The sequence below is a fragment of the Sphaerimonospora cavernae genome, assembly GCF_042435035.1.
Taxonomy (GTDB): Bacteria; Actinomycetota; Actinomycetes; order Streptosporangiales; family Streptosporangiaceae; genus Sphaerimonospora; species Sphaerimonospora cavernae.
The window spans coordinates 1-19,605 of record NZ_JBHMQT010000037.1; the positions used below are offsets into that span (position 1 = coordinate 1).

Here is a 19,605-nt window from a genome sequence, read left to right on the forward strand (position 1 = left end):
CTGGATGCCGCCCATTCCCGGCACGGCATGACTCCCGGCGTCCGTTCACCCTGGCACGCCCAGAGGCGGTCACTATCCGCTATCACATGAAAGCACCGCGCGTATCCGCTGATTGTTTACGTCGTCACGAGTCCCTTATCCGTGGTTTACGGGAACGATGTCCTTGCCCAGCGGCATCAGCGAGATCGGGATCATTTTGAGGTTCGCGATCCCCAGCGGGATGCCGATGATCGAGATGAACAGCGGGATCGCGGTGGCGATGTGCCCGATCGCCAACCAGGTCCCGGCGATGAGCAGCCAGATGACGTTGCCGAGCACCGACCACGCGCCGGCGGACGGCTTATCGGCGACGGTTCGACCGAACGGCCACAGCGCGTAGCCCGCGATCCGGAACGACGCGATGCCGAACGGGATGGTGACGATGAGGACGCAGCAGATGATCCCCGCCACGACGTAGCCTAACGCGAGCCACAGGCCGGCGAAGATCAGCCAGATGACATTAAGGACGGTGTTCATAGGGCTAACTGTCCCACCCACCCGGTCGGACGCAGCAGGTAGTGGATCAGATCCAGGGCAGCGCCGACATTTCGCCGCCGCGCCAACGAAGGGGAGAGCGACGGTCAGGCGGGCGGCTGCGCCGCTGGTGCGGACGATCGTCGTCGACGGCGTTGATCCCCCCCTGACACCGCCCCCACGCTCCGGGAGGCAGGCCGAGCCGACAGCGGGATCAGCCTTGTTCAGCCCCAGCATCGACAGTGCGGCCCCAGCTCATCGCGACGGTCTCCGGCGCCTCTGCGAGTGGGCGCGCCAACTGGAGCGCGCCAGATTGACCACGCTGTAAGGTCCAGCTCCCGCGCGGCGTCGACGATGCGCTGGGCCAACGGCTGTTCCCGTAAAGGAGCAGGTAGAGGACTACTCCGCCGCTGCGGCAGGGCCCCGGGGAGAATGTCCATTGCCCTCGCCGCTCAAATCAGTAAATGTGTGCAATAGCACATTGCCCGACCCTCGGAGTCAACGATGACCGACAGGCTGAACACCGGAAGCCATGACCTTCCGATCACCGATGCGCTCTCGGCGTTCATGACGACCGGCTGGGCCGACACCGGCCGGACGGACATGCGGCCGCTGCCGCTCGCCGCGTACACCGCCAAGCGGCGCGCCGCCCTGGCCGCGCGCTTCCCCGGAGAGCGGCTGGTCGTTCCCTCGGGGACGCTCAAGGCTCGTAGCAACGACGACGACTACCGGTTCCGGTCACACAGCGCGTTCACCTACCTGACCGGCGCCCAGGAGCCTGACAACGTGCTGGTGGTCGAGCCCTCCGGCGCCGCGCGCCTCTTCATGAGGCCGAGGTCGCCCCGCGGCGAGGGACAGGAGTTCTACCGCGACCGCCGGTACGGCGAGTTCTGGGTGGGCCGCCGCCTCGACCTCACCGAGGCCGAGGCGCTCCACCAGATCGAGTGCGTCCACATCGACCGCCTGCCGGACGCGCTCTCCGGGCCCGCCCGGGTGCTGCGCGGCGTGGACGGCTCGGTCGACGCCCTGGTGTCGCCCGCAGAAAGCGACAGCGAGCTCGCCTCCTTCCTGGCGGAGATGCGCCTCGTCAAGGACGAGTGGGAGGTCGCGGAACTGCAGCACGCGGTGGACGCCACCACCCGCGGCTTCGAGGACGTGGTCCGGGCGCTGCCCGCGGCGATCGCCCACCCGCGCGGCGAGCGGTACGTCGAGGGAGTTTTCGGCCTGCGCTCCCGGCTGGAGGGCAACGCGGTCGGCTACCAGTCGATCGTGGCCTCGGGGGCGCACGCCTGCGTGCTGCACTGGATCCGCAACGACGGCCGGTTGAACCCCGACGAGCTACTGCTCCTGGACGCGGGCGTGGAAAGCGACAACCTCTACACCGCCGACATCACCCGTACGCTGCCGCTGTCCGGCCGATTCAGTCAACTGCAGCGGCAGGTGTACGACCTGGTCCTGGCGGCGCAGGACGCGGCGATCGCGACCCTGCGTCCGGGTGCCCGGTTCCGCGAGTTCCACCTGGCCGCGATGCAGGTGATCGCCGAGGGTCTGCACGACTGGGGCGTGCTGTCCAGCTCCGACCTGGAGAGCGGCCTCTACCGCCGCTACACCCTCTGCAGCAGCGGGCACATGCTCGGCCTCGACGTCCACGACTGCGCGGCTGCGCGCGCGGACGCCTACCTCGACGGCGTGCTGGAGGAGGGCCAGGTGCTCACCGTCGAACCCGGGCTCTACCTGCAGCCCGACGACCTCACGCTGCCGCCCGAGCTGCGCGGCATCGGCGTACGCATCGAGGACGACCTCGTGATCACAGCTGACGGCGCGCGTCTCATGTCGGCGGACCTGCCCAGGCGCGCGGATGAGATCGAGGCGTGGATGGCCGGACTGCTCGGCTGACCCACCTCTTCAATACGCGTCGGCGGCAGGCCCGCTCGATGAACGACGTGCTCGGACCGGTCAACGCCGACAGATCGGTCACGATGCCGGGGGAAGGTGAGGTCAGGCCGCACACGCGGCGTGAATATCTCCTGCCATTTTCACTTTATATCAGATCCGCGCGTCTCATGAGGCGCCGGAAAATGCTTCATACTCGCCCATTGCGAACCGCCTCGATGAACGATGGAGGAACGGAATTGGGCTACGTGCTGGGGTTCGAGCAAATCGACTCGACGAATGTCGCAGACGTCGGCGGAAAAGGGGCGCAGCTGGGCGAGCTCTCGCGAATCGACGGCATCCGCGTGCCGGACGGCTTCTGCGTCACGACGGACGCCTTCCAGCGGGTCATGGCCGAGGCGCCGTCGATCGACGCTCAGCTTGACCATCTGTCGCGGGTGAAACCGGACGACCGTACGGCGATCCGCACCCTGAGCGCGGACATCCGCCACACCATCGAAGGCCTCGCGATGCCCGACGATCTTGTGGCGGCGATCAGCGAGTCGCTCGCCCGGCTCGGGGAGCAGGCCCCCTACGCGGTGCGTTCCAGCGCGACGGCCGAGGACCTGCCGACCGCGTCCTTCGCCGGCCAGCAGGACTCGTACCTGAACATCGTGGGCCTGGCGGCGATCCTGCGGCACGTCCGGCGGTGCTGGGCCTCGCTGTTCACCGAGCGGGCGGTGACCTACCGGTGCCGTAATGGCTTCGACCACCGGAAGGTGCGGATGGCCGTAGCCGTACAGCGGATGGTGTTCCCGGACGCGGCCGGGGTCCTGTTCACCGCGGACCCCGTGACCTCGAACCGGAAGATCGCCACCGTGGAAGCGGGTTGGGGCCTCGGCGAGGCGCTTGTCTCCGGTCTGGCCGCCGGGGACGTCTACACGGTGCGCGACGACCAGGTCGTCACCACGGCGGTCGCCACCAAGCCGCGGTTCGTCCAGGCGTCGCCGAGTGGCGGCACCCAGGACGCACCGGTCGAGCCGCAGCGGCAGACGCAGCCGGCTCTGACGGATGGACAAGTCGTGCGCCTGGTGCGGCTGGGCCGGCGAATCGAAGCGCACTTCGGCCGGCCCCAGGACATCGAATGGTGCCTGGTCGGCGACGACTTCCACATCGTCCAGAGCCGGCCGATCACCACTCTGTTCCCCGTACCCACGACCGACGGCCAGGAGAACCACGTCTACGTCTCCGTCGGTCACCAGCAGATGATGACCGACGCGATGAAGCCGCTGGGACTCTCCCTGTGGCAGCTGACGACCCCACGGCCGATGCACGAGGCGGGCGGACGGTTGTTCGTCGACGTGGCGCCCGCCCTGGCGACATCCGCGGGTCGCACGAGCCTCTTCGGGACACTGGGGAAGTCCGACCCGCTTATTCGGGACGCGCTACAGACCGTCCTCGACCGCGGCGACTTCATCCGCTCGCTTCCTGACGAAGGTTCTGGCGAGGGGTCTGGCGAGGGTTCTGGAGCCGTACTCGGCGGTGACCCGCCCGCCCCGATCGAGACCGATCCGACCGTCGTCACCCAGCTGATCCGGCACAGTCAGGAGTCCGTCGCCACCCTGCGGCGCGAGATCCAGAGCCTGTCCGGACCGGCGCTGCTCAACTTCATCCTGACCGACATCGCAGAGCTGAAGCGCATCCTGTTCGATGCGCGGAGCCACCAGGTGATCATGGCGGGGATGGAGGCGGCCTGGTGGCTCAACAACCACCTCGAGGCGTGGCTGGGCGAGAAGAACGCGGCCGACGCGCTCACGCAGTCCGTCCCCCACAACGTCACGTCGGAGATGGGGCTGGCGCTCCTCGACGTCGCGGACACGATCCGACCGCACGCGGACGTCGCGGCGTTCCTGCGCCGCGTCGCGGACGAAGGCCGGGAGGGCGACGGATTCCTGAACGAGCTGGCCCGGCTGGCCGGTGGACGGGAGGCACGTGACGCCATCCGGGGCTTCCTCGACGAGTACGGCATGCGCTGCGCGGGCGAGATCGACATCACCAGAACGCGCTGGAGTGAGCATCCCGCCACGCTCGTGCCCGCCATCCTCGGCAACATCAAGAACTTCGAGCCGGGCGCCGGCAGGCGACGCTTCGAGCAGGGACTCCAAGAGTCACGGCGGAAAGAGCAGGAACTGCTGAAGCGGTTGCGCGCGCTGCCCGACGGGGAGCGGAAGGCCGAGGAGACCAAGCGGATGATCGACCGTGTCCGCACCTTCGCCGGATACCGGGAGTACCCCAAGTACGGCATGGTCAGCCGCTACTTCGCCTACAAGCAGGCGCTGCTGCGGGAAGCCGGTCGCCTCGTCCGGTCCGGCACCCTGCGCGAGAAAGAAGACATCTTCTTCCTCCGGTTCGAGGAGCTGCGAGAAGTCGTGCGCACCGACGACGTGGACGCCGAACTCATTCTGGAAAGGCGGGCGGCGTTCCGGTCGTACGAGGCGCTCACACCGCCCCGGGTCCTCACGTCGGACGGCGAGGCCATCCATGGCCGGTATCGGCGTGACGACGCCCCGCCCGGCGCGCTGCCCGGCCTCCCGGTCTCGGCCGGGGTCGTCGAAGGCCGCGCCCGCGTCGTCACAGACATGGCGCGGGCGGACCTTGAGGCGGGCGACATCCTGGTCACCGCCTACACCGACCCCAGCTGGACCCCCCTGTTCGTCACCGTCGCCGGACTGGTGACCGAGGTGGGCGGCCTCATGACGCACGGCGCGGTGATCGCGCGGGAGTACGGCCTGCCGGCCGTCGTGGGCGTGGAGCAGGCCACCCGGCTGATCCGGGACGGGCAGCGGATCCGTGTTCACGGAACCGACGGGTACGTCCAGATCCTCCCGCCGGCTTCCCGGCCCTGAAGGGGCTTCGACGGTTCGACTCGACACGTCGGCCGGCCTGGCCGATCGGGTGGGCGGGCGGCGCTCAGGGGCGCTTGGCCACGGTGAGCAGGAAACCGGTGTCGTCCAAGGCCTCCACGCTGTGCCGTACCGGAGGGATCACGAGCAGGTCGCCGGCCCGCCCCTCCTCGGACTCGTCCCCGGCATTCAGGCGCAGCCGTCCGTGCAGGACGAGCAGCGTCGCCTCGCCCGGGCTCTCGTGCTCCGCAAGCTTGGTGCCCGCGGTCAGGGTCACCAGGGTTTGGCGCAGCATGTGCTCGCGCCCACCGAAGATGGTCTCCGCGCTGCGTCCAGTGGGCGCGGTCTCGGCGCTTTTCAGGTGTTTATGGACCAGTGAATCCAGCGGCGTCTTCTGCATGATTCGTCAGTATGCCCGCCAACGGTACGGCCTCCGCCCAGAGGAGGCGTTCCATGGCGGGCATTATCCACGGCGCCGTCCTTGTGTTACAGATAGTATCGATCGCGATAGTATCTGTAACGATACTATCCGTCGGCATGCGGCCTTCTCTGGCACTTCGGCCAGGGACGGGCAACCGTACGTCGCCCACTCTTGCGCTGGGATCAGCCGAACTGGCATGGTGTGGGCATGATCGAGAGAATCGAGTCCCCCACTCAGCGGTGAGCATGGCCGACGAGCGCAGGGCGCTCGACCGCGCACCGTCCCTGTTCGACCACGCGTCCCGGCTTCACCGGCTGACGCCCGACCAGCCGCTCCCTGATGGGGGCCGCCACTATCCTCCCGGGGTCACCGACCACAATCAACGGGATGACATCACCGCCTCGCTAAGCGAACGCAGAGCGACACTGCTCGCCCTGCTGGAGACGTTCTTCGCCGATCCCGTCTCCGTGACCGCGCTCCATGACGGCATCCGCGATCTACCGATCCCCTCGTGTGCGATCGACCGCATGACGGTGGAGGGGCTGCCCTGGCTCAAGCCGGACCTCGCCCGCGAGACGGGCAGCTGGCTCGTACGGCACTCCACCGATGTCCGCGCGGCGGCGACCGGCATGCGTCTGCTGGTCGGCACCGCCCACCCGGAGGACATCCCGCTCATCCGAACCATCGGCCTGCTGCACCGCTTCGGCTGCGCGGCGATCGACGTGCTGGAGAAGATCCCCGGCGCGGCGATCCAGTTGGCGTGGCTGGCCGAGCGGTCGACGGGACGTCCCCGCACCCAGGCCGTCATCGCCATGTGCCGATTGGTCGACCCCGTCACCTTCCCCTGGCTGCTCCGGCACGCCGTCGACGACCGCGGCTTGGTCGGCAGCCACGCCCGCCAGGTCGCCGAGACGGTCTCCCTGGCCGACGCGTTGGAAAGCGGCGACCCCGACGACGAGGTCACCGTCCATTCGGGCAAGCTCCTGCAGGCCATCGCCTCCACACGGGACTATTCCGTCCAACTGCACGAGTACGCGGACGCCTGCCGGGCCCTCGCCGGCTTCGCCGTACGGGCCGGGCAGGCCAATCCTTCGCTGGACCTGCTGGCCGCGGCCGTCACCCTGGGTGAGGACCTGCGCACCGGTCACGCCGCCTGCCTCCCCTGGCCGCCCGGCGAACGCGCGACCACGCTGGAGCGGCTGGAACGACTGGTCGCCTCCCCGCGCTGGGCACAGCCCCTGGCGGAAGCGCGCCGCTCACCCGACCCGATGACCCGCTGGCGAGCGGCATGGGCCGTACGAGCGATGCGTGCAGTCCCACGTGATTCCGATCTCGTCCCCCCGAGCGACGGCCGGTTCAACCGGTTCGCGATCCGCGTCGCCATCCCCGATCCCGCGATCGGCGAGCAGGTCGAGACCCGACTGCTGGTGGACGGCCGGCCTGTCGTCGCCGAGGCCTTCCGCAAGGGAGCGCCGCATGGGCCCGAGGACCTACTGGGCCTCCTGGCGGCCACCACTGAACCCCGCGAGGTACGGCTGGCCGAGGCGTACTGCACCGAAGGCTGCTGCGGCGCCCTCCACGTGACGATCAGCCTCGACGGCGACACCGTCACCTGGGGGAACTGGCGTGCCTCCGGAGCGGCCGGCGCGCTGGGCTCCTTCCGCTTCCAGGCGGAGCAGTACGCCGAGACGATCGCCCGGGCCGTACGCGACCACGGGTGGGAGTGGGGCGCACGCAGCCTGGCTCGCAAGCTCAACCGCCTTCTGGCCGACGAACCCGGCCTGCTCGCCGCCTGGCAGTGCGAACCCGGCAGAGTGTACGCGCGGACCGACGAGTACGAGACGATCCGGATGTGCTTCTGGCACCCACGCTATCCGTCGGGCCTCGATAGCGATGATCCATGGCTTCAGCTCGAATGGCTCATATCCGTGGACGACACCGACCTCGACGACCAGGCCGCCCGGATAATCGATCACCTGCGCCGGGTCGATCCCAAGTCTCATGCCGAAGTCGTCGGCGGCTCGCGGGAATTCGCCGACCGTCTCGGTTTCCCCTGGCCGTGCTGCCGGAAAACCGCTGCCACCGACGACTAGGAATCTCATGGCCGGTCACCATAGTTGATCTATCGTGCTGAAGCGGCCGCCGCATTCACCCCCCGAGGATCCCGTGGATCTCTCTGCGGAGATGTGGGAGAGATCCACGGGTCGTGGACTATGCGCTGGGTATGACCGCTTCCTGCAATTCGGTGACCCAGGTCGACGGATCGTCGTAGCCGTACTTCAGGTACACCTCGCGGGCGAAACCCGAACTGCGGTAGCCGTTCTCCTCGATCCACTCGGCGAGCCGCTGAGCCGAGACGTCCGCGTCGTCCATCGATCCGTGGTGGATGACGGTGACCGCCTGCTCGATCTCCGGCAGGTCGACGATGTCGAAGTCGTAGGCCTTGCCCGGTTCGGCGTTCACCGGGGCTCCGGCGTGCACCCGCACTCCCTCGGGGACCTGCTCGTAGTAGGCGACCGTCGGACCGGTGATGGTCAGTCCGGCCTCGTCGATCCGCCTGCACAGCTCCGCGTACAGGGGCTGGATCACTGGGCCGATCTTGTCGGACTCGTAGCTCTCCGCCATGCCGCTGAGCTCGGCGAGGCGGATCGCGGGGACGCTTTTGATGACGACGTCCGCTGACACGGAACCCTCCGTTTCGATCATCCGGAGCCTCGCCTCGACCCTGCCCAGCCGCGCCGTGTCGTCGGCCACCTGAGCCGCCAGTTCCGCGCGGCGCAGCCGCAGCATGCCGTACAGCTCCTCCGAACCGACCTTCTCCTCGAGGATCCGTCCCACCTGATCGAGGGTGAGACCGAGGTCCTTGAGCGCGATCAACCGGTTGAGACGGGACAACTGCCGTGCCTCGTAGTAGCGGTACCCGGTGACCGGGTCGACCCGGGCCGGTCGGAGCAGGCCGAGCGCGTCGTAGTGCCGCAACATGCGTACCGACACCCGGCCAAGGCGGGCGAAATCTCCGATGCTGAACATGATGCCCCCGGTCTACGGCCTCACACGGTGTCAGGGTCAATCGTTCCTGACGGCGGCAGCGCGGCGGCGACGTGTGAGGAGATCCACTTCGCCGCCCACCGCCTCGGCGTAGGCCCGGTTCGGGTCGGCGCCGGCGTTGTTCATCCACCAGGTGCCGTCGCGCTGCACCCAGACGAAGACCCGCCTGTAGCCATCCGCGAAGCCCCGGAAAGGCGTTCGTCAGGGCGTCGTCGGCGGGGTGAGCAATGGGGTCAGGGCGCGCCGCATATCGGCCACCTCGCGATAGAGCACGCCCGTCATCCCGAGAGCGACCGCCGCTTCCACGTTCTCCGCCCGGTCGTCGATGAATAAGCACCGCCGGGGATCGGCCCCCGCCCGTTCGGCGGCGATCTGGTAGATCCGCCGATCCGGCTTGACCACTCCGACCCGGGCGCTGCTGACCACCTCATCGAAGAAGTGGGTCAGCCCCAGCGCGTCCAGGTCCTCCTCCAGTTGGAGCGTCGCGTTCGACACCAATACCACCGGGACGTGCGCCTGCGCCTGCCGCAACAGGTCGAGGACGTCCTGCTCCACCGAGAAGGGCGCGCCAGTGAACGCTTCGCCCAGCTTCCGGGCCTGCTCAGGCGACATCTGTTCGGTGAGCGCGGCGACCATCGCGTCCACCCACTGCGCCACGGTGATCTCACCCACCATCGCGGGGCCGTCCACGCCCGGCGCGAAGGCGGTCCTCGCCGTCGTGCCCGGCTCGACACCGAAACCGCGCTCCAACTCGGCCACCTCGCCGGTGTCGTAGAAGCGGATCACACCGTCGAAGTCGCACAGCAGGGCATCGAAGGGCAGTCGCACAGGTCCTCCCGTCAGGTCCGCGGCCGCACACGCCGCGGTTGATCTCCATACTCGACCGCGAGAGCCTCATCCAACCAGCCACGCCGTACGCCGTCGAGCGCAGGCAACGCCTTGGCGAAGTCGCGTTCACCCTTCGGATGCGAAGCCTTGTTCCTCAGCTCCAGGCGCGGGCCCGATGGCAACGGTCAAATCTCGGCCTCGCGGCGGGTGGGGAGGCCGTGCTCGCGGGCGATGGGGTTCCACAGGTACACGAACTCGGTCTTGGCCGCGGTGGCCGATTCCGACGCGCGGTTGCCCGCGTCGAACGCGGAATCGCCCACGGTACGCCCCCGGCATCCACTGGCCCGGAACCGCTTGGCCCACTTCAGGTACGCCTTGTCCGCCCGATGCGACGCGGTCAGCGCCCGGACGAGGGTGTCCTTGAGTTCGTATCCGTCGTCGAGGGCGTCCACGTCCAGTTTCTTGGCCTGGCCGGCCTGCTCGCCTCGCTGCCGGGTCACCTTTTCGATGGCGCTGACCCCCTTGCTCACCCCGGAGCAGCGCAGGATCTGATTGATGGCACGCTGTAACGCTCCCCGGCTGGGCTCGCTCCGGTCGAGCAACGCGTCGATGGCCGCCGCCTGGCCGTAAGCGGTGGTTCCCGCCTCCGACTCTGACTCGGCGGACTCGCTCGGATCGGCAAGGGGTGCCATCGTCGCCTGCGCGGCCTCGGCGGACGCCTGCTCCTGCGACTGGGCCGCGGAACGCGTCGAGTCCGCTTCCGGCGTGTGCGCACGCTGGAGGTTGACGACGACGAGCGTCCCGGCGATCACCATGGCTGCGAGGGCCGTGGCGATGAGCGGCACTCGTAGCCGTACCAGCGTGCTGGTCTCGGGCTGGATCAGGGTGGGCGGCACCCCGATGGACGTGGCGGGCGCCGGATCGGGCGGCATGACCGCCGTGGCGGGGGTGAGATCGGGCGGCGTTGCGGCGGTGGCGTCTGTCGGGTCTCTGACCCACCACTTCCAGTACGGCGGGGCCTCGGGCCAGTCGTCCTCCGGGCCCGCCCAGGCCGCCGTGGGCGCCCATCCGTCCGGAGGGGACGGCCACCCCGGCGGTGCGTTGAACCGCCAATCGGGACCGGGGCGCGGGGGAATGCTCACAGGACCCACTTTAGAGCGAAAGGATCATTGCGGGGAGATTATCCCCATAGAGGGATGATGGCGACAAGAGGTCTCATACATCAGACTTGAGGCTGATGGTGACGTAGAGGTCAAGTAGGCTCCCGATCCCTCCTGGCCGAAACCACCGCGGCACTGGAACTGGTGCACCCAAAACCACGCCGCTTCGGATCCGGCCACCGGACAGGCGGCCGCCTCGCACTCCCCGACGTACATCCGGACATGAGACTATATGTCTGGTTTACCCGGTAATGTACATGGATGACGGCCTTCATCGACGCGTACCTTCACCGGCTCGACCTCGATAACCTGGCGGGTCAGCCGCCCAGCGTGGCCAACCTCCACACGCTGCACCGGGCTCACACGGAGCGTGTGCCGTACGAATGCCTGGAGATCTGGCTCAACCGTCGCACCACCGTGGACCCGATGGAGTCGGCGCGGCGGATCCTGCGGGATCGCGGCGGCTACTGCTTCCAGCTCAACGGAGCCTTCTCCCTGCTGCTGGACGCCCTTGGATACCGGGTCACCCGGCACGTCGGCGGCGTGCAGGGCACCGCGGACGATCCCGCCGAGGCCGACGCCGGCCATCTGGTCCTCACCGTGTCAGGGCTGCCGTCGGAGGACTCGCCCGACGGCCGCTGGCTCGTCGATCTCGGCATGGGCGACGGCCTGCACGAGCCCCTGCCGCTGACCGAGGGGACCCATCGGCAGGGACCGTTCCAGTACGGCTTGCGCCCCTCGCAGGCCGAGCCCAGCGGGTGGCGGTTCGACCACGACCCGCGCGGCTCCTTCGTCGGGATGGACTTCCGCCCCCACGCCGCGGAGATGGCGGCCTTCGCCGAACAGCATGAGCACCTGTCCACCTCCCCCAAGTCCGGGTACGTCCGGGTGGCCACCGTCCAGCGGCGGGACGCCACCGGGGCCGACGTGCTGCGCGGACTGGTGCTGACCCGGATCGGCGAGGGCAAGCGCTCCCGCACGCTGGAGGATCGCCGCGACTACTTCACCGCCCTGGCAGACGTCTTCGGACTCACCCTCGGCGACGTCACCCCCGCCGAACGGGACGGCCTGTGGCGGCGGCTGCTCGCCGCCCACGAGCGCTGGCTGAGCCGCCGCCGAGAGGCGACTTTGGCGAAGTCCGGGCTGGCGACGTGACCGAGCCGCAGTTCGGGAGCGCCCGCGGACAGGAGATCCGCGTTGGACGTACCGCGTCGAGGAGGGCGAGCCAGAACGCTGACCGCGCACGACAACGCGTCGTTCAGTGACGTCCCTCAGCGACCGAGTGCGGCCAGGAGAGCGGCGGGCGCCTCCACCAGGGACGGGCCGTACCAGGTCAGGTGCCTCCCGCTGACCAGCGCGGCCGGTGTCGCGGGGAAGAATCCGGGGCCGTCCTCGGCGGTGAAACGGTAGGGCTCGTCCGGGAGGACCACGAGGTCGGCGCCGGCCGCCAGCAGTTCGGGCAGGGCGACCTTCGGATAGCGCTCCGGGTGATCGGCGTAGACGTTGCGTACCCCGAGCCTGAGCAGCACGTCGCCGGCGAAGGTGTCCCGCCCCAGCACCATCCAGGGCTTGCGCCAGATGGGGATCAGCGCCTGCCGTACCACCGTGACGGGCGCCGCCGCGGACCATGCCCGTTCCGCGGCGTCGAGCCAGGCCGGCTCGGGTACGTCGCAGGCCGATGCGAACATCCGGCGCAACGAGGCGAACGCCTCGTCGAGGGTACGGATCCTCGTCACCCAGACGGGCACCCCGGCCGACCGCAGCGCCTCGATGTCGACCGGACGGTTCTCCTCCTCATTGGCCAGCACCAGATCCGGCCGCAGGTCAGTGATCGCGGCCACGTCGGGGTTCTTCGTGCCGCGCAGTCGCCGTACGGACAACCCCTCCGGATGGGTGCACCAATCGGTCGCGCCGACCAGCAGCTCCGGGGCCGTCTCGGCGAGCGACTCGGTGAGCGACGGGACCAGGGACACGACGCGGCGTACGGCATCATGCGGCGTGAACGGCGCCCCAAGATCATCGGTCGGCATGCTCCTCATCCTTCCACAGCACGCGCGGCGGACAAGGGTCGCCTGCGGCCCTTGTCCGCCGGCATGACGGGTGAAGGTGACCCGGCTTTCAGGTCGTGAGCGTTGTCAGCTCGCGGTGCGCTCGATGGGGAGCCACAGCTCGGCGTCCGCCTGCGATCCGTCCTGCGACACGACCACGCTCGAGATCTCCGGCCCCGGCCGGCTGCGGTAGGACGGGTTCGACGGGAACCACTGCGTGAACGCGTCCCGCCACAGGTACTGCAGCGCCTGCGGAAACGCCCCCGAGCTTTCGAAGACCACCCACGCCCCGGCGGGCACGGCGAGAGCGTCCAGGTCCTCGGGCACGTCGGCGCCGGTCACCACCCCGTAGTAGTAGTCGAGCTCGGTGCCCTCCGTACGGCTGTCCGCGACGCGGTCGGCCACGTTGACGATCCCCCGCGGCTCCTGGTCGGCGAGTCCCTCCAGCCGCTGTCTGATCTCCTGGTCCACGCTCTTCACGAACGCGACGATCGCGGGGTTCATCCCCTCATGGACGAGGGGAACACGGGCCTTCCTGCCCACCACACGGAACTCCTCCTTCTCCACGATCCGATATCGCATGCCGCTGCTCCCTTCGATGACGAGGCGGAAGGACATCCGGGGCTGGGAGTACAGAGCCGCACCGGTCCGCCTGGCCTCACCGGGCCCGACGCCGTGCAGGGCGCGGAACGCGCGCGCGAACGCCTCACCCGAGCCGTAGCCGTACCGCACCGCGATGTCGAGCAGCGTCTCCTCACCGGCGAGCACGTCGGCGCCGGCGACGGTGAGCCGCCTGCGCCGGATGTACTCCGACAGCGGGATGCCGGCCAGCGCGGAGAACAGCCGCCGGAAGTGATATTCCGAGGTGGCTACGATCCGCGCGAGCTCAGCCACGTCGATCTCCCGATCGAGGCGCCGCTCGATGTGCTCCATCGCCTGGTTCAGCCGCTCCAGCATCCCCGTCCGTCCTTCCCTTGGCGATCACCACGCTAGGCGCGGCCCACCCCACCGCACCCGACATGCTGTGCCCGGGAAGATCTGGTACGGCAGCCGCCCCGGAAGGGCCGAACCTCAGACGGCTCGGGGGCGGTCAGGCGGACGCGGGCTCGAGCAAAATGGTGCGTACGGTGTCCCAGCAGGCGGGGTCGGCGGCGTTGAGCAGGCCGATCCGCTGGTCGGCCGGCCGGTAGGGGCTCCCGTCCGGACGGCGGGCGACGGCGCCGGCCTCGGTCAGCAGCAGGGTTCCCGGCGCATGATCCCAGGGCAGGGTCCGGTGGAACAGGATGAAGTCCTGCTCGCCGTCGAGCAGCCGTGGATATTCCACGCCCGCGCAGGCGGTGCCCGGTCCGAGAGCGGCGAAGCGCGGCGCCGCCGCCTCCACCCGCGCCCTCGCCGGGGGATCGAAGAACCTGGTCAGCGCGGCGCCGCGCAGCTTCGTGGGATCGGCGGGGGCGGGCTTCCGACGCACCCGGACCCCGTCACGCCAGGCCCCCGATCCCCGCTCGGCGACATATGCACACCCTTCGGTGGGACGGACGATCCATGACGCGACGGTCTCGCCGTCGCGCACCAGGGCCGCCATGACCGCGTACTCGGGGCGGCCGGCGACGAAGTTCGAGGTTCCGTCGAGCGGATCGACCACCCAGGCAGCGGGCGCCTCCCGCAGCGCCGCGACGAGCCGGGGATCGGCGGCGGTGGCCTCCTCCCCCACGACCGGGATGTCCATCACGTCGCGCAGCCGGCGGCTGATCAGGGCCTCGGCCTCCCGGTCGGCCACGGTCACGACCTCGCCGGGCGACTTCTCCGCGATGTCGCCCTCTTCCAGTGCCCGGAACCGGGGCAGGATCGCGACCTCGGCGGCCTCACTCAGGATTTCGGTCACCTTGTCGATCCACATATCCCCGACCCTAACCCCTGAGTCAGCGGGCGAGATGACGGCTGATCACCAGGCGCTGGATCTGGTTGGTGCCCTCGAAGATCTGCATGATCTTGGCCTCGCGCATGTAGCGTTCGACGCGGAACTCCCGCGTGTAGCCGTACCCACCGAAGACCTGCACCGCGTCGGTGGTGACCTTCATGGCGGCGTCGGTGGCGACCAGCTTGGCCACGCTGGCCTGCCTGCTGTACGGCAGGCCGGCGTCGCGGCGGCGGGCCGCGTCGACGTAGGTCGCCCGGGCCGCGTCCACGCCGGCGGCCATGTCGGCGAGCAGGAAACCGAGCCCCTGATGATCGATGATCTTCTTGCCGAAGGTCTCGCGCTCCTTGGCGTAGGCGACCGCCTCGTCCAGCGCGGCCTGGGCGAGTCCGGTGGCGCAGGCGGCGATGCCGAGCCGGCCCGAGTCGAGCGCGCTGAACGCGATCTGCAGGCCCTGTCCCTCCGCGCCGAGCAGCCTGTCGTCCTCCAGGAACGCGCCCTCCCAGTGGGCGGTGGTGGTGGGGACGGCGTGCAGCCCCATTTTCTCCTCGGGCCGGCCGAAGGTCAGGCCGTCGGCCGCCCCCGGCGCGAGGAAGCAGGAGATGCCGCGGCCGCCCTCGGCCGTGCGGGCGAACAGGGCGTAGAAGTCGGCGATGCCGCCGTGGGTGATCCACGCCTTGTTGCCGCTGATCCGGTAGCCGCCCTCGACTTTCTCGGCCTTGCACCTGAGTGCGCCCGCGTCCGATCCGGCCTGCGGCTCCGACAGGCTGTAGCCTCCGACGAGCCGCCCGGCCAGCATGTCCGGCAGCCACCGCTCCCGCTGCCGCGCCGTGCCGTACTCCGCCACCGGGAAGCAGGCGAGCGTGTGCACGCTGCACGCGACGGCGACCGCCGCCCAGCGCGCCGCCAACTCCTCGATCACCTGCAGATACACCTCGTACGGCTGCCCGCCCCCGCCGAGCTCCTCCGGGTACGGCAGGCCGAGCAGCCCGGCGTCGCCCAGCAGGGTGAACAGGCCCTCGGGGTAGGTCTCCGCGCGTTCGTGCTCGTCCGCCCGGGAGGCGAGCTCCCGGTCGGCGATCTCTCGGGTGAGCTCGATGAGGTCCGCTGCCTCCTGGGTGGGCAGCAGGCGGTCCACGGTCACGGTCGTGCTCCTCGGCAGGTCCTGGACTAGGTCACGGGTCAGGGGTCACGGGTCAGGGGCCACGGGTCAGGGGTCACGGGTCAGGTGGATTGCGCGGCGGGCTCGGTAAGGCGGGCGAGAGCGGTCCGGGCGCGCTCGCGGAACTCGGCGACGCGGGCGAGCTTGATGTCCTCGTAGCCGCGGATCACCTCCGGCAGCGCGGCGATCTCAGCTACGGAGTCCACCGTGTCCGGCGTGAGCCGGGTGAGGGCCTCGCGCACCATGCCACGGTATTCGCCGACGAGTTCCCGTTCGACCCGCCGGACCTTGGCGTACCCGAACACGTCCAGCGCGGTGCCGCGCACGACACGGGCGGCGCGCAGCCCACGGAACAGAACGCCCGCCGACCGCCGCAGCCTGATCTTGCGCTTCATGCCCATCGCCCGCAGCAGCGGCGGGTGCAGCAGCACCGACACGACGGCGTCGGGGCCGAACTCCCGCTCCCGCCTCGCCTTCTCCTCCGGGTCGAGGTGCAGCCGGGCGACCTCGTACTCGTCCTTGTAGGCCATGAGCTTGTGCAGCCCCCGGGCGTAGGCGAGCCCGATCCGCTCCCCGGCATCCGCCCCCGCACGTTCGGCGGCGGCGTCAGTCACGCTGCGCACGTCCTCAGCGTACTTCCGGGCATAAGCCGCGTTCTGGTAATCGGTCAGGTCGGCGGTCCGGATGGCGAGCGCCTCCTCCAGCCCGGCCGGTTCGACGCTGTCCGGCCGGGGATCCGCCGCGTCGAGCACGGCCTTGCGGTCGGCCACCGCCGCCCGGCCCCAGCGGAAGGCCGCGAGGTTCTTGTCGACCGCGGCCCCGTTGAGCCGGATCGCCTGCTCGATCGACCCGGCCGAGACCGGGATGCAGCCGTGCTGGTAGGCCGCGCCGACGAGCAGCATGTTGGCGGGCATGTGATCGCCGAACAGCGCCTCGGCGAGACCGTGCGCGTCGAGGTAGACGTTGTCGGCGGCCCCGGTCTCACCTCCACGGGTGGCCGACTCGACGCGGACGACCGCGTCGGCGGGCGAGCCGGGCAGGGCATCGCGGCCGGTCACCATGGCGGCGGTGGGCACGATGCCGGTGTTGACCACCGCGATCGTGTGCCCGGGGGAGGCGACGACGAGGTTGCCGTCGGCGGCCGCGCCCAGCAGGTCGAAGCCGATCAGCACGTCGGCCGTGCCGCGCGAGGCGCGCACCGCGCCGGTGATCGGCCGCGGGGAGATGCGGATGTCGCTGATGACGGGCCCGCCCTTCTGGGCCAGCCCGGTCTGCTCCAGCCCGGCCGCGTGCAGCCCGTCGAGGTGGGCCGCCATCTGCAGGATCTGCGAGACCGTGACGACGCCGGTGCCGCCGATGCCGGGCATCCGGATGAGGACCGGTCGTCCGGCGAACCTGCCGACAGGCTCGGGCGGCTCGACCGGCAGCGACGGCAGCACCCGCTCCCGTCGCCGTCCCTTGAGGGGCTCGACGAGCAGGAACGACGGGCAGTCGCCCTTGAGGCAGCTCAGGTCCGTGTTGCACGACGGCTGGTGGATGCGGGTCTTGCGGCCGAACTCGGTCTCCACGGGCTGCACCGACAGGCAGGTGGAGACGTCGCCACAGTCGCCGCAGCCCTCGCAGACCCGCTCGTTGACCACGACCTTCACGGCCGGGGTCGGCAGCTGTCCACGCTTGCGCAGCCGCCGTTCCTCGGCCGCGCACCGATCGTCGTGGATCAGCACGGTCACCCCGTCGAGCGCGGCCAGCTCCTTCTCCACCTCCGCCAACTCGTCACGGTGTCGTACGTCCGCGATCGGCGCCAGCCGGACGCCCCGGTAGCGCTCCGGCTCCGGCGTGGTGATCACGATGCGTCGGACGCCCTCGACGGCGAGCGAGCGCGTGATCGCGGGGACGTCCATGCGGCCCTCGGCCCGCTGCCCCCCGGTCATCGCCACCGCGTCGTTGTAGAGCAGCTTGTACGTCATCGTCACCCCGGCGGCCACGGCCGCGCGTACCGCCAGCGAGCCGGAGTGATGGAAGGTGCCGTCGCCGAGGTTCTGCACGAAATGCCGGTCGTCGGTGAAGGGAGCGAGGCCGAGCCACTGGGCGCCCTCGCCGCCCATCTGGGTGATGCCGACCTGGGTGCCGCGCCCGTTCCCGTCCAGCGCGATCATGGCGTGACAGCCGATGCCGACGCCGACCAGCGTGCTGTCGGATGTTCGGGTCGAGATGTTGTGCGGGCAGCCCGAGCAGAAGTACGGCGTGCGCGCCGCCACCATCGGCAGCAGCCGACGCGTGGCCCGGCGAGACGTGGTGGGGTGCGGCGGGGTCAGGTGGACGGCCGGGCGGGGCAGCCTGTCGGCGCCGACGCAGGCGACCAGCGCCTTGGCGACGTCCTCGGCGCCGAGGGCGCCCCGGGAGGTGAGCAGCTCGCGTCCCGTCTCGTCGAACCGTCCGATCACGGCGGGCACGCGCTCGTCCGGAGACCGTTCACCCGAAGACCGTTCGCCCAGTGCCCGCTCGTAGAGCGCCTGCTTGAGCCCTCCCTCCAGGAACGGCACCTTGTCCTCCACCACGAGCACCCGTTCGAGGCCGGACGTCAGACCGGCGAGCTCGCCGGAGTCCAGCGGGTACGGCATGGCGATCTTGATGAGCCTGAGCCCGAGATCGTCCATCGCCGGCTCGTCCAGCCCGAGGTCCTCCAGAGCGCGCCGGACCACGGCGTACGTCGTCCCGGCGGCGAGGATGCCGAGACTCGCCCGCCGCGACCCGAACGTCACCCGATTCAGGCCGCGTTCACGGGCGTAGTCACGGGCCAGGCGGAGTCTGCGGGTCAACTGGTCGTGCTCGGCGTCGACCGAGGCCGGCCCGACGAGAGTGCGCGGCGCGCCGCGCCCGACCGAGTTGGCCGGCGATGGGGGGATTCGATCACGCGACGCGCCGAGATCAGTGTCGAGATCAAGGATCGCCGAGGCGTCGGCGAGGTCCGCCACGATCTTCAGGCCCGCCCACAGACCGGTGGCGCGTGAAAGCGCCACCGCGTGCAGCCCCAGCTCGATGATCTCGCCGATGGAACCCGGCGCGAGCACCGGCATGAACAGGCTCTGGCACATCTGCTCGCAGGCGCTGGGCACGGTCGAGGACTTGCTGCCCGGATCGTCGCCGATCCAGGCGACCGCGCCGCCGAGCGGGGCCGTGCCCGCCAGGTTGCCGTGCCGGATCGCGTCGGCGGCTCGATCCAGGCCGGGGTTCTTGCCGTACCAGAAACCCGTCACCCCGTCGTGCCGCCGACCCGGCAGGTGACCGAGCAGCTGTGTGCCGGCCACCGCCGTGGCCGCCAGCTCCTCGTTCAGTCCGGGCCGGAACACCACGCCGGCCGGATCGAGGAACTTCGCCGCCCGCCCCATCTCCAGGTCGAGGCCGCCCAGTGGGGAGCCCTGGTAGCCGGAGACGAAGATCTGCGTGTTCAGCCCGCGCTCCCGGTCCAGACGTCGTTGCTCCAGCGTCAGGCGGACCAGGGCCTGGATGCCCGAGATCAACACTCTGCCGTCCGTGGCCGTGTACCTGTCGTCCAGCGACACCGATGCCGTCGAGGTGGTGGGAGTCACGCTCACGCGAAACCTCCTGGCTTGCTACCTGGGGGGATCTCCAGGACAGCAAGTCGCCGACAGGTGCGCAAGCATCACGCGAGAAGGCATGATAAAGACGCAAAGATCCTCGCGATTTCGCCTCCACAGCCCATCTTCTTTGCGT

The 19,605-nt window shown here is 69.9% G+C and carries 15 protein-coding genes; 4 read left to right on the top strand and 11 right to left on the bottom strand.

Annotation, left to right across the window (positions count from 1 at the left end; genetic code table 11):
- Positions 1–135: 135 nt before the first annotated feature.
- Positions 136–516 (bottom strand): YccF domain-containing protein, encoded by a 381-nt coding sequence (locus ACFHYQ_RS17130; RefSeq protein WP_394302153.1) that lies wholly within the window; start codon positions 514–516, stop codon positions 136–138.
- A 501-nt stretch (positions 517–1,017) separates the two neighbouring features.
- Here ACFHYQ_RS17130 and ACFHYQ_RS17135 point away from each other — a divergent pair.
- Together ACFHYQ_RS17135 and rph are read left to right on the top strand one after the other, a co-directional pair.
- Positions 1,018–2,409, top strand: a complete 1,392-nt coding sequence (locus tag ACFHYQ_RS17135; protein ID WP_394302154.1) for an aminopeptidase P family protein — start codon at positions 1,018–1,020, stop codon at positions 2,407–2,409.
- A gap of 245 nt (positions 2,410–2,654) precedes the next feature.
- Complete coding sequence (rph, locus tag ACFHYQ_RS17140; RefSeq protein WP_394302316.1) at positions 2,655–5,291, top strand: rifamycin-inactivating phosphotransferase; 2,637 nt, start codon at positions 2,655–2,657, stop codon at positions 5,289–5,291.
- A 64-nt stretch (positions 5,292–5,355) separates the two neighbouring features.
- On the opposite strand, the gene ACFHYQ_RS17145 is transcribed toward rph, so the two are convergent.
- On the bottom strand, positions 5,356–5,688 hold the full coding sequence (locus ACFHYQ_RS17145) for a cupin domain-containing protein (protein WP_394302155.1): 333 nt from the start codon (positions 5,686–5,688) through the stop codon (positions 5,356–5,358).
- A 260-nt stretch (positions 5,689–5,948) separates the two neighbouring features.
- On the opposite strand from ACFHYQ_RS17145, the gene ACFHYQ_RS17150 reads away from it, so the two are divergent.
- Positions 5,949–7,802 carry a hypothetical protein gene (locus ACFHYQ_RS17150; RefSeq protein WP_394302156.1) on the top strand — a complete coding sequence of 618 codons (1,854 nt, stop codon included), beginning with the start codon at positions 5,949–5,951 and terminating at the stop codon, positions 7,800–7,802.
- Positions 7,803–7,920: 118 nt separating this feature from the next.
- On the opposite strand, the gene ACFHYQ_RS17155 is transcribed toward ACFHYQ_RS17150, so the two are convergent.
- The 4 genes from ACFHYQ_RS17155 to ACFHYQ_RS17170 form a co-directional block, all read right to left on the bottom strand.
- Positions 7,921–8,739, bottom strand: a complete 819-nt coding sequence (locus ACFHYQ_RS17155; protein ID WP_394302157.1) for a MerR family transcriptional regulator — start codon at positions 8,737–8,739, stop codon at positions 7,921–7,923.
- 36 nt (positions 8,740–8,775) lie between these two features.
- Positions 8,776–8,907, bottom strand: a complete 132-nt coding sequence (locus tag ACFHYQ_RS17160) for a hypothetical protein (protein ID WP_394302158.1) — start codon at positions 8,905–8,907, stop codon at positions 8,776–8,778.
- Between the two features lie 51 nt (positions 8,908–8,958).
- Positions 8,959–9,585 (bottom strand): HAD family hydrolase, encoded by a 627-nt coding sequence (locus ACFHYQ_RS17165; RefSeq protein ID WP_394302159.1) that lies wholly within the window; start codon positions 9,583–9,585, stop codon positions 8,959–8,961.
- A gap of 185 nt (positions 9,586–9,770) precedes the next feature.
- The gene (locus ACFHYQ_RS17170; RefSeq protein WP_394302160.1) at positions 9,771–10,727 is read right to left on the bottom strand and encodes a hypothetical protein; all 957 of its coding nucleotides are present in this window, start codon (positions 10,725–10,727) and stop codon (positions 9,771–9,773) included.
- Positions 10,728–11,006: 279 nt separating this feature from the next.
- Here ACFHYQ_RS17170 and ACFHYQ_RS17175 point away from each other — a divergent pair, with 279 nt between their 5' ends.
- The gene (locus ACFHYQ_RS17175) at positions 11,007–11,900 is read left to right on the top strand and encodes an arylamine N-acetyltransferase family protein (RefSeq protein ID WP_394302161.1); all 894 of its coding nucleotides are present in this window, start codon (positions 11,007–11,009) and stop codon (positions 11,898–11,900) included.
- A gap of 116 nt (positions 11,901–12,016) precedes the next feature.
- Here ACFHYQ_RS17175 and ACFHYQ_RS17180 read toward each other — a convergent pair whose 3' ends face one another.
- The 5 genes from ACFHYQ_RS17180 to ACFHYQ_RS17200 form a co-directional block, all read right to left on the bottom strand.
- Positions 12,017–12,775, bottom strand: coding sequence for a helical backbone metal receptor (locus ACFHYQ_RS17180; RefSeq protein WP_394302162.1), 759 nt, complete (start codon positions 12,773–12,775; stop codon positions 12,017–12,019).
- 105 nt (positions 12,776–12,880) lie between these two features.
- Positions 12,881–13,750: an AraC family transcriptional regulator gene (locus tag ACFHYQ_RS17185; protein WP_394302163.1), complete on the bottom strand. Its 870-nt coding sequence runs from the start codon at positions 13,748–13,750 to the stop codon at positions 12,881–12,883.
- Between the two features lie 133 nt (positions 13,751–13,883).
- A complete protein-coding gene (locus ACFHYQ_RS17190) occupies positions 13,884–14,690 on the bottom strand; it encodes an inositol monophosphatase family protein (RefSeq protein ID WP_394302164.1) in 807 nt (268 codons plus the stop codon).
- 22 nt (positions 14,691–14,712) lie between these two features.
- Positions 14,713–15,852 (bottom strand): acyl-CoA dehydrogenase family protein, encoded by a 1,140-nt coding sequence (locus tag ACFHYQ_RS17195; protein WP_394302165.1) that lies wholly within the window; start codon positions 15,850–15,852, stop codon positions 14,713–14,715.
- 80 nt (positions 15,853–15,932) lie between these two features.
- Complete coding sequence (locus ACFHYQ_RS17200; RefSeq protein WP_394302166.1) at positions 15,933–19,466, bottom strand: indolepyruvate ferredoxin oxidoreductase family protein; 3,534 nt, start codon at positions 19,464–19,466, stop codon at positions 15,933–15,935.
- Between the last annotated feature and the right edge of the window lie 139 nt (positions 19,467–19,605).

Coding starts and splice junctions, on each gene's coding strand:
- ACFHYQ_RS17130 (WP_394302153.1), bottom strand. CDS start 516: ATGAACACCGTCCTTAATGTCATCTGGCTGATCTTCGCCGGCCTGTGG.
- ACFHYQ_RS17135 (WP_394302154.1), top strand. CDS start 1,018: ATGACCGACAGGCTGAACACCGGAAGCCATGACCTTCCGATCACCGAT.
- ACFHYQ_RS17145 (WP_394302155.1), bottom strand. CDS start 5,688: ATGCAGAAGACGCCGCTGGATTCACTGGTCCATAAACACCTGAAAAGC.
- ACFHYQ_RS17155 (WP_394302157.1), bottom strand. CDS start 8,739: ATGTTCAGCATCGGAGATTTCGCCCGCCTTGGCCGGGTGTCGGTACGC.
- ACFHYQ_RS17175 (WP_394302161.1), top strand. CDS start 11,007: ATGACGGCCTTCATCGACGCGTACCTTCACCGGCTCGACCTCGATAAC.
- ACFHYQ_RS17180 (WP_394302162.1), bottom strand. CDS start 12,775: ATGCCGACCGATGATCTTGGGGCGCCGTTCACGCCGCATGATGCCGTA.
- ACFHYQ_RS17185 (WP_394302163.1), bottom strand. CDS start 13,750: ATGCTGGAGCGGCTGAACCAGGCGATGGAGCACATCGAGCGGCGCCTC.
- ACFHYQ_RS17190 (WP_394302164.1), bottom strand. CDS start 14,690: ATGTGGATCGACAAGGTGACCGAAATCCTGAGTGAGGCCGCCGAGGTC.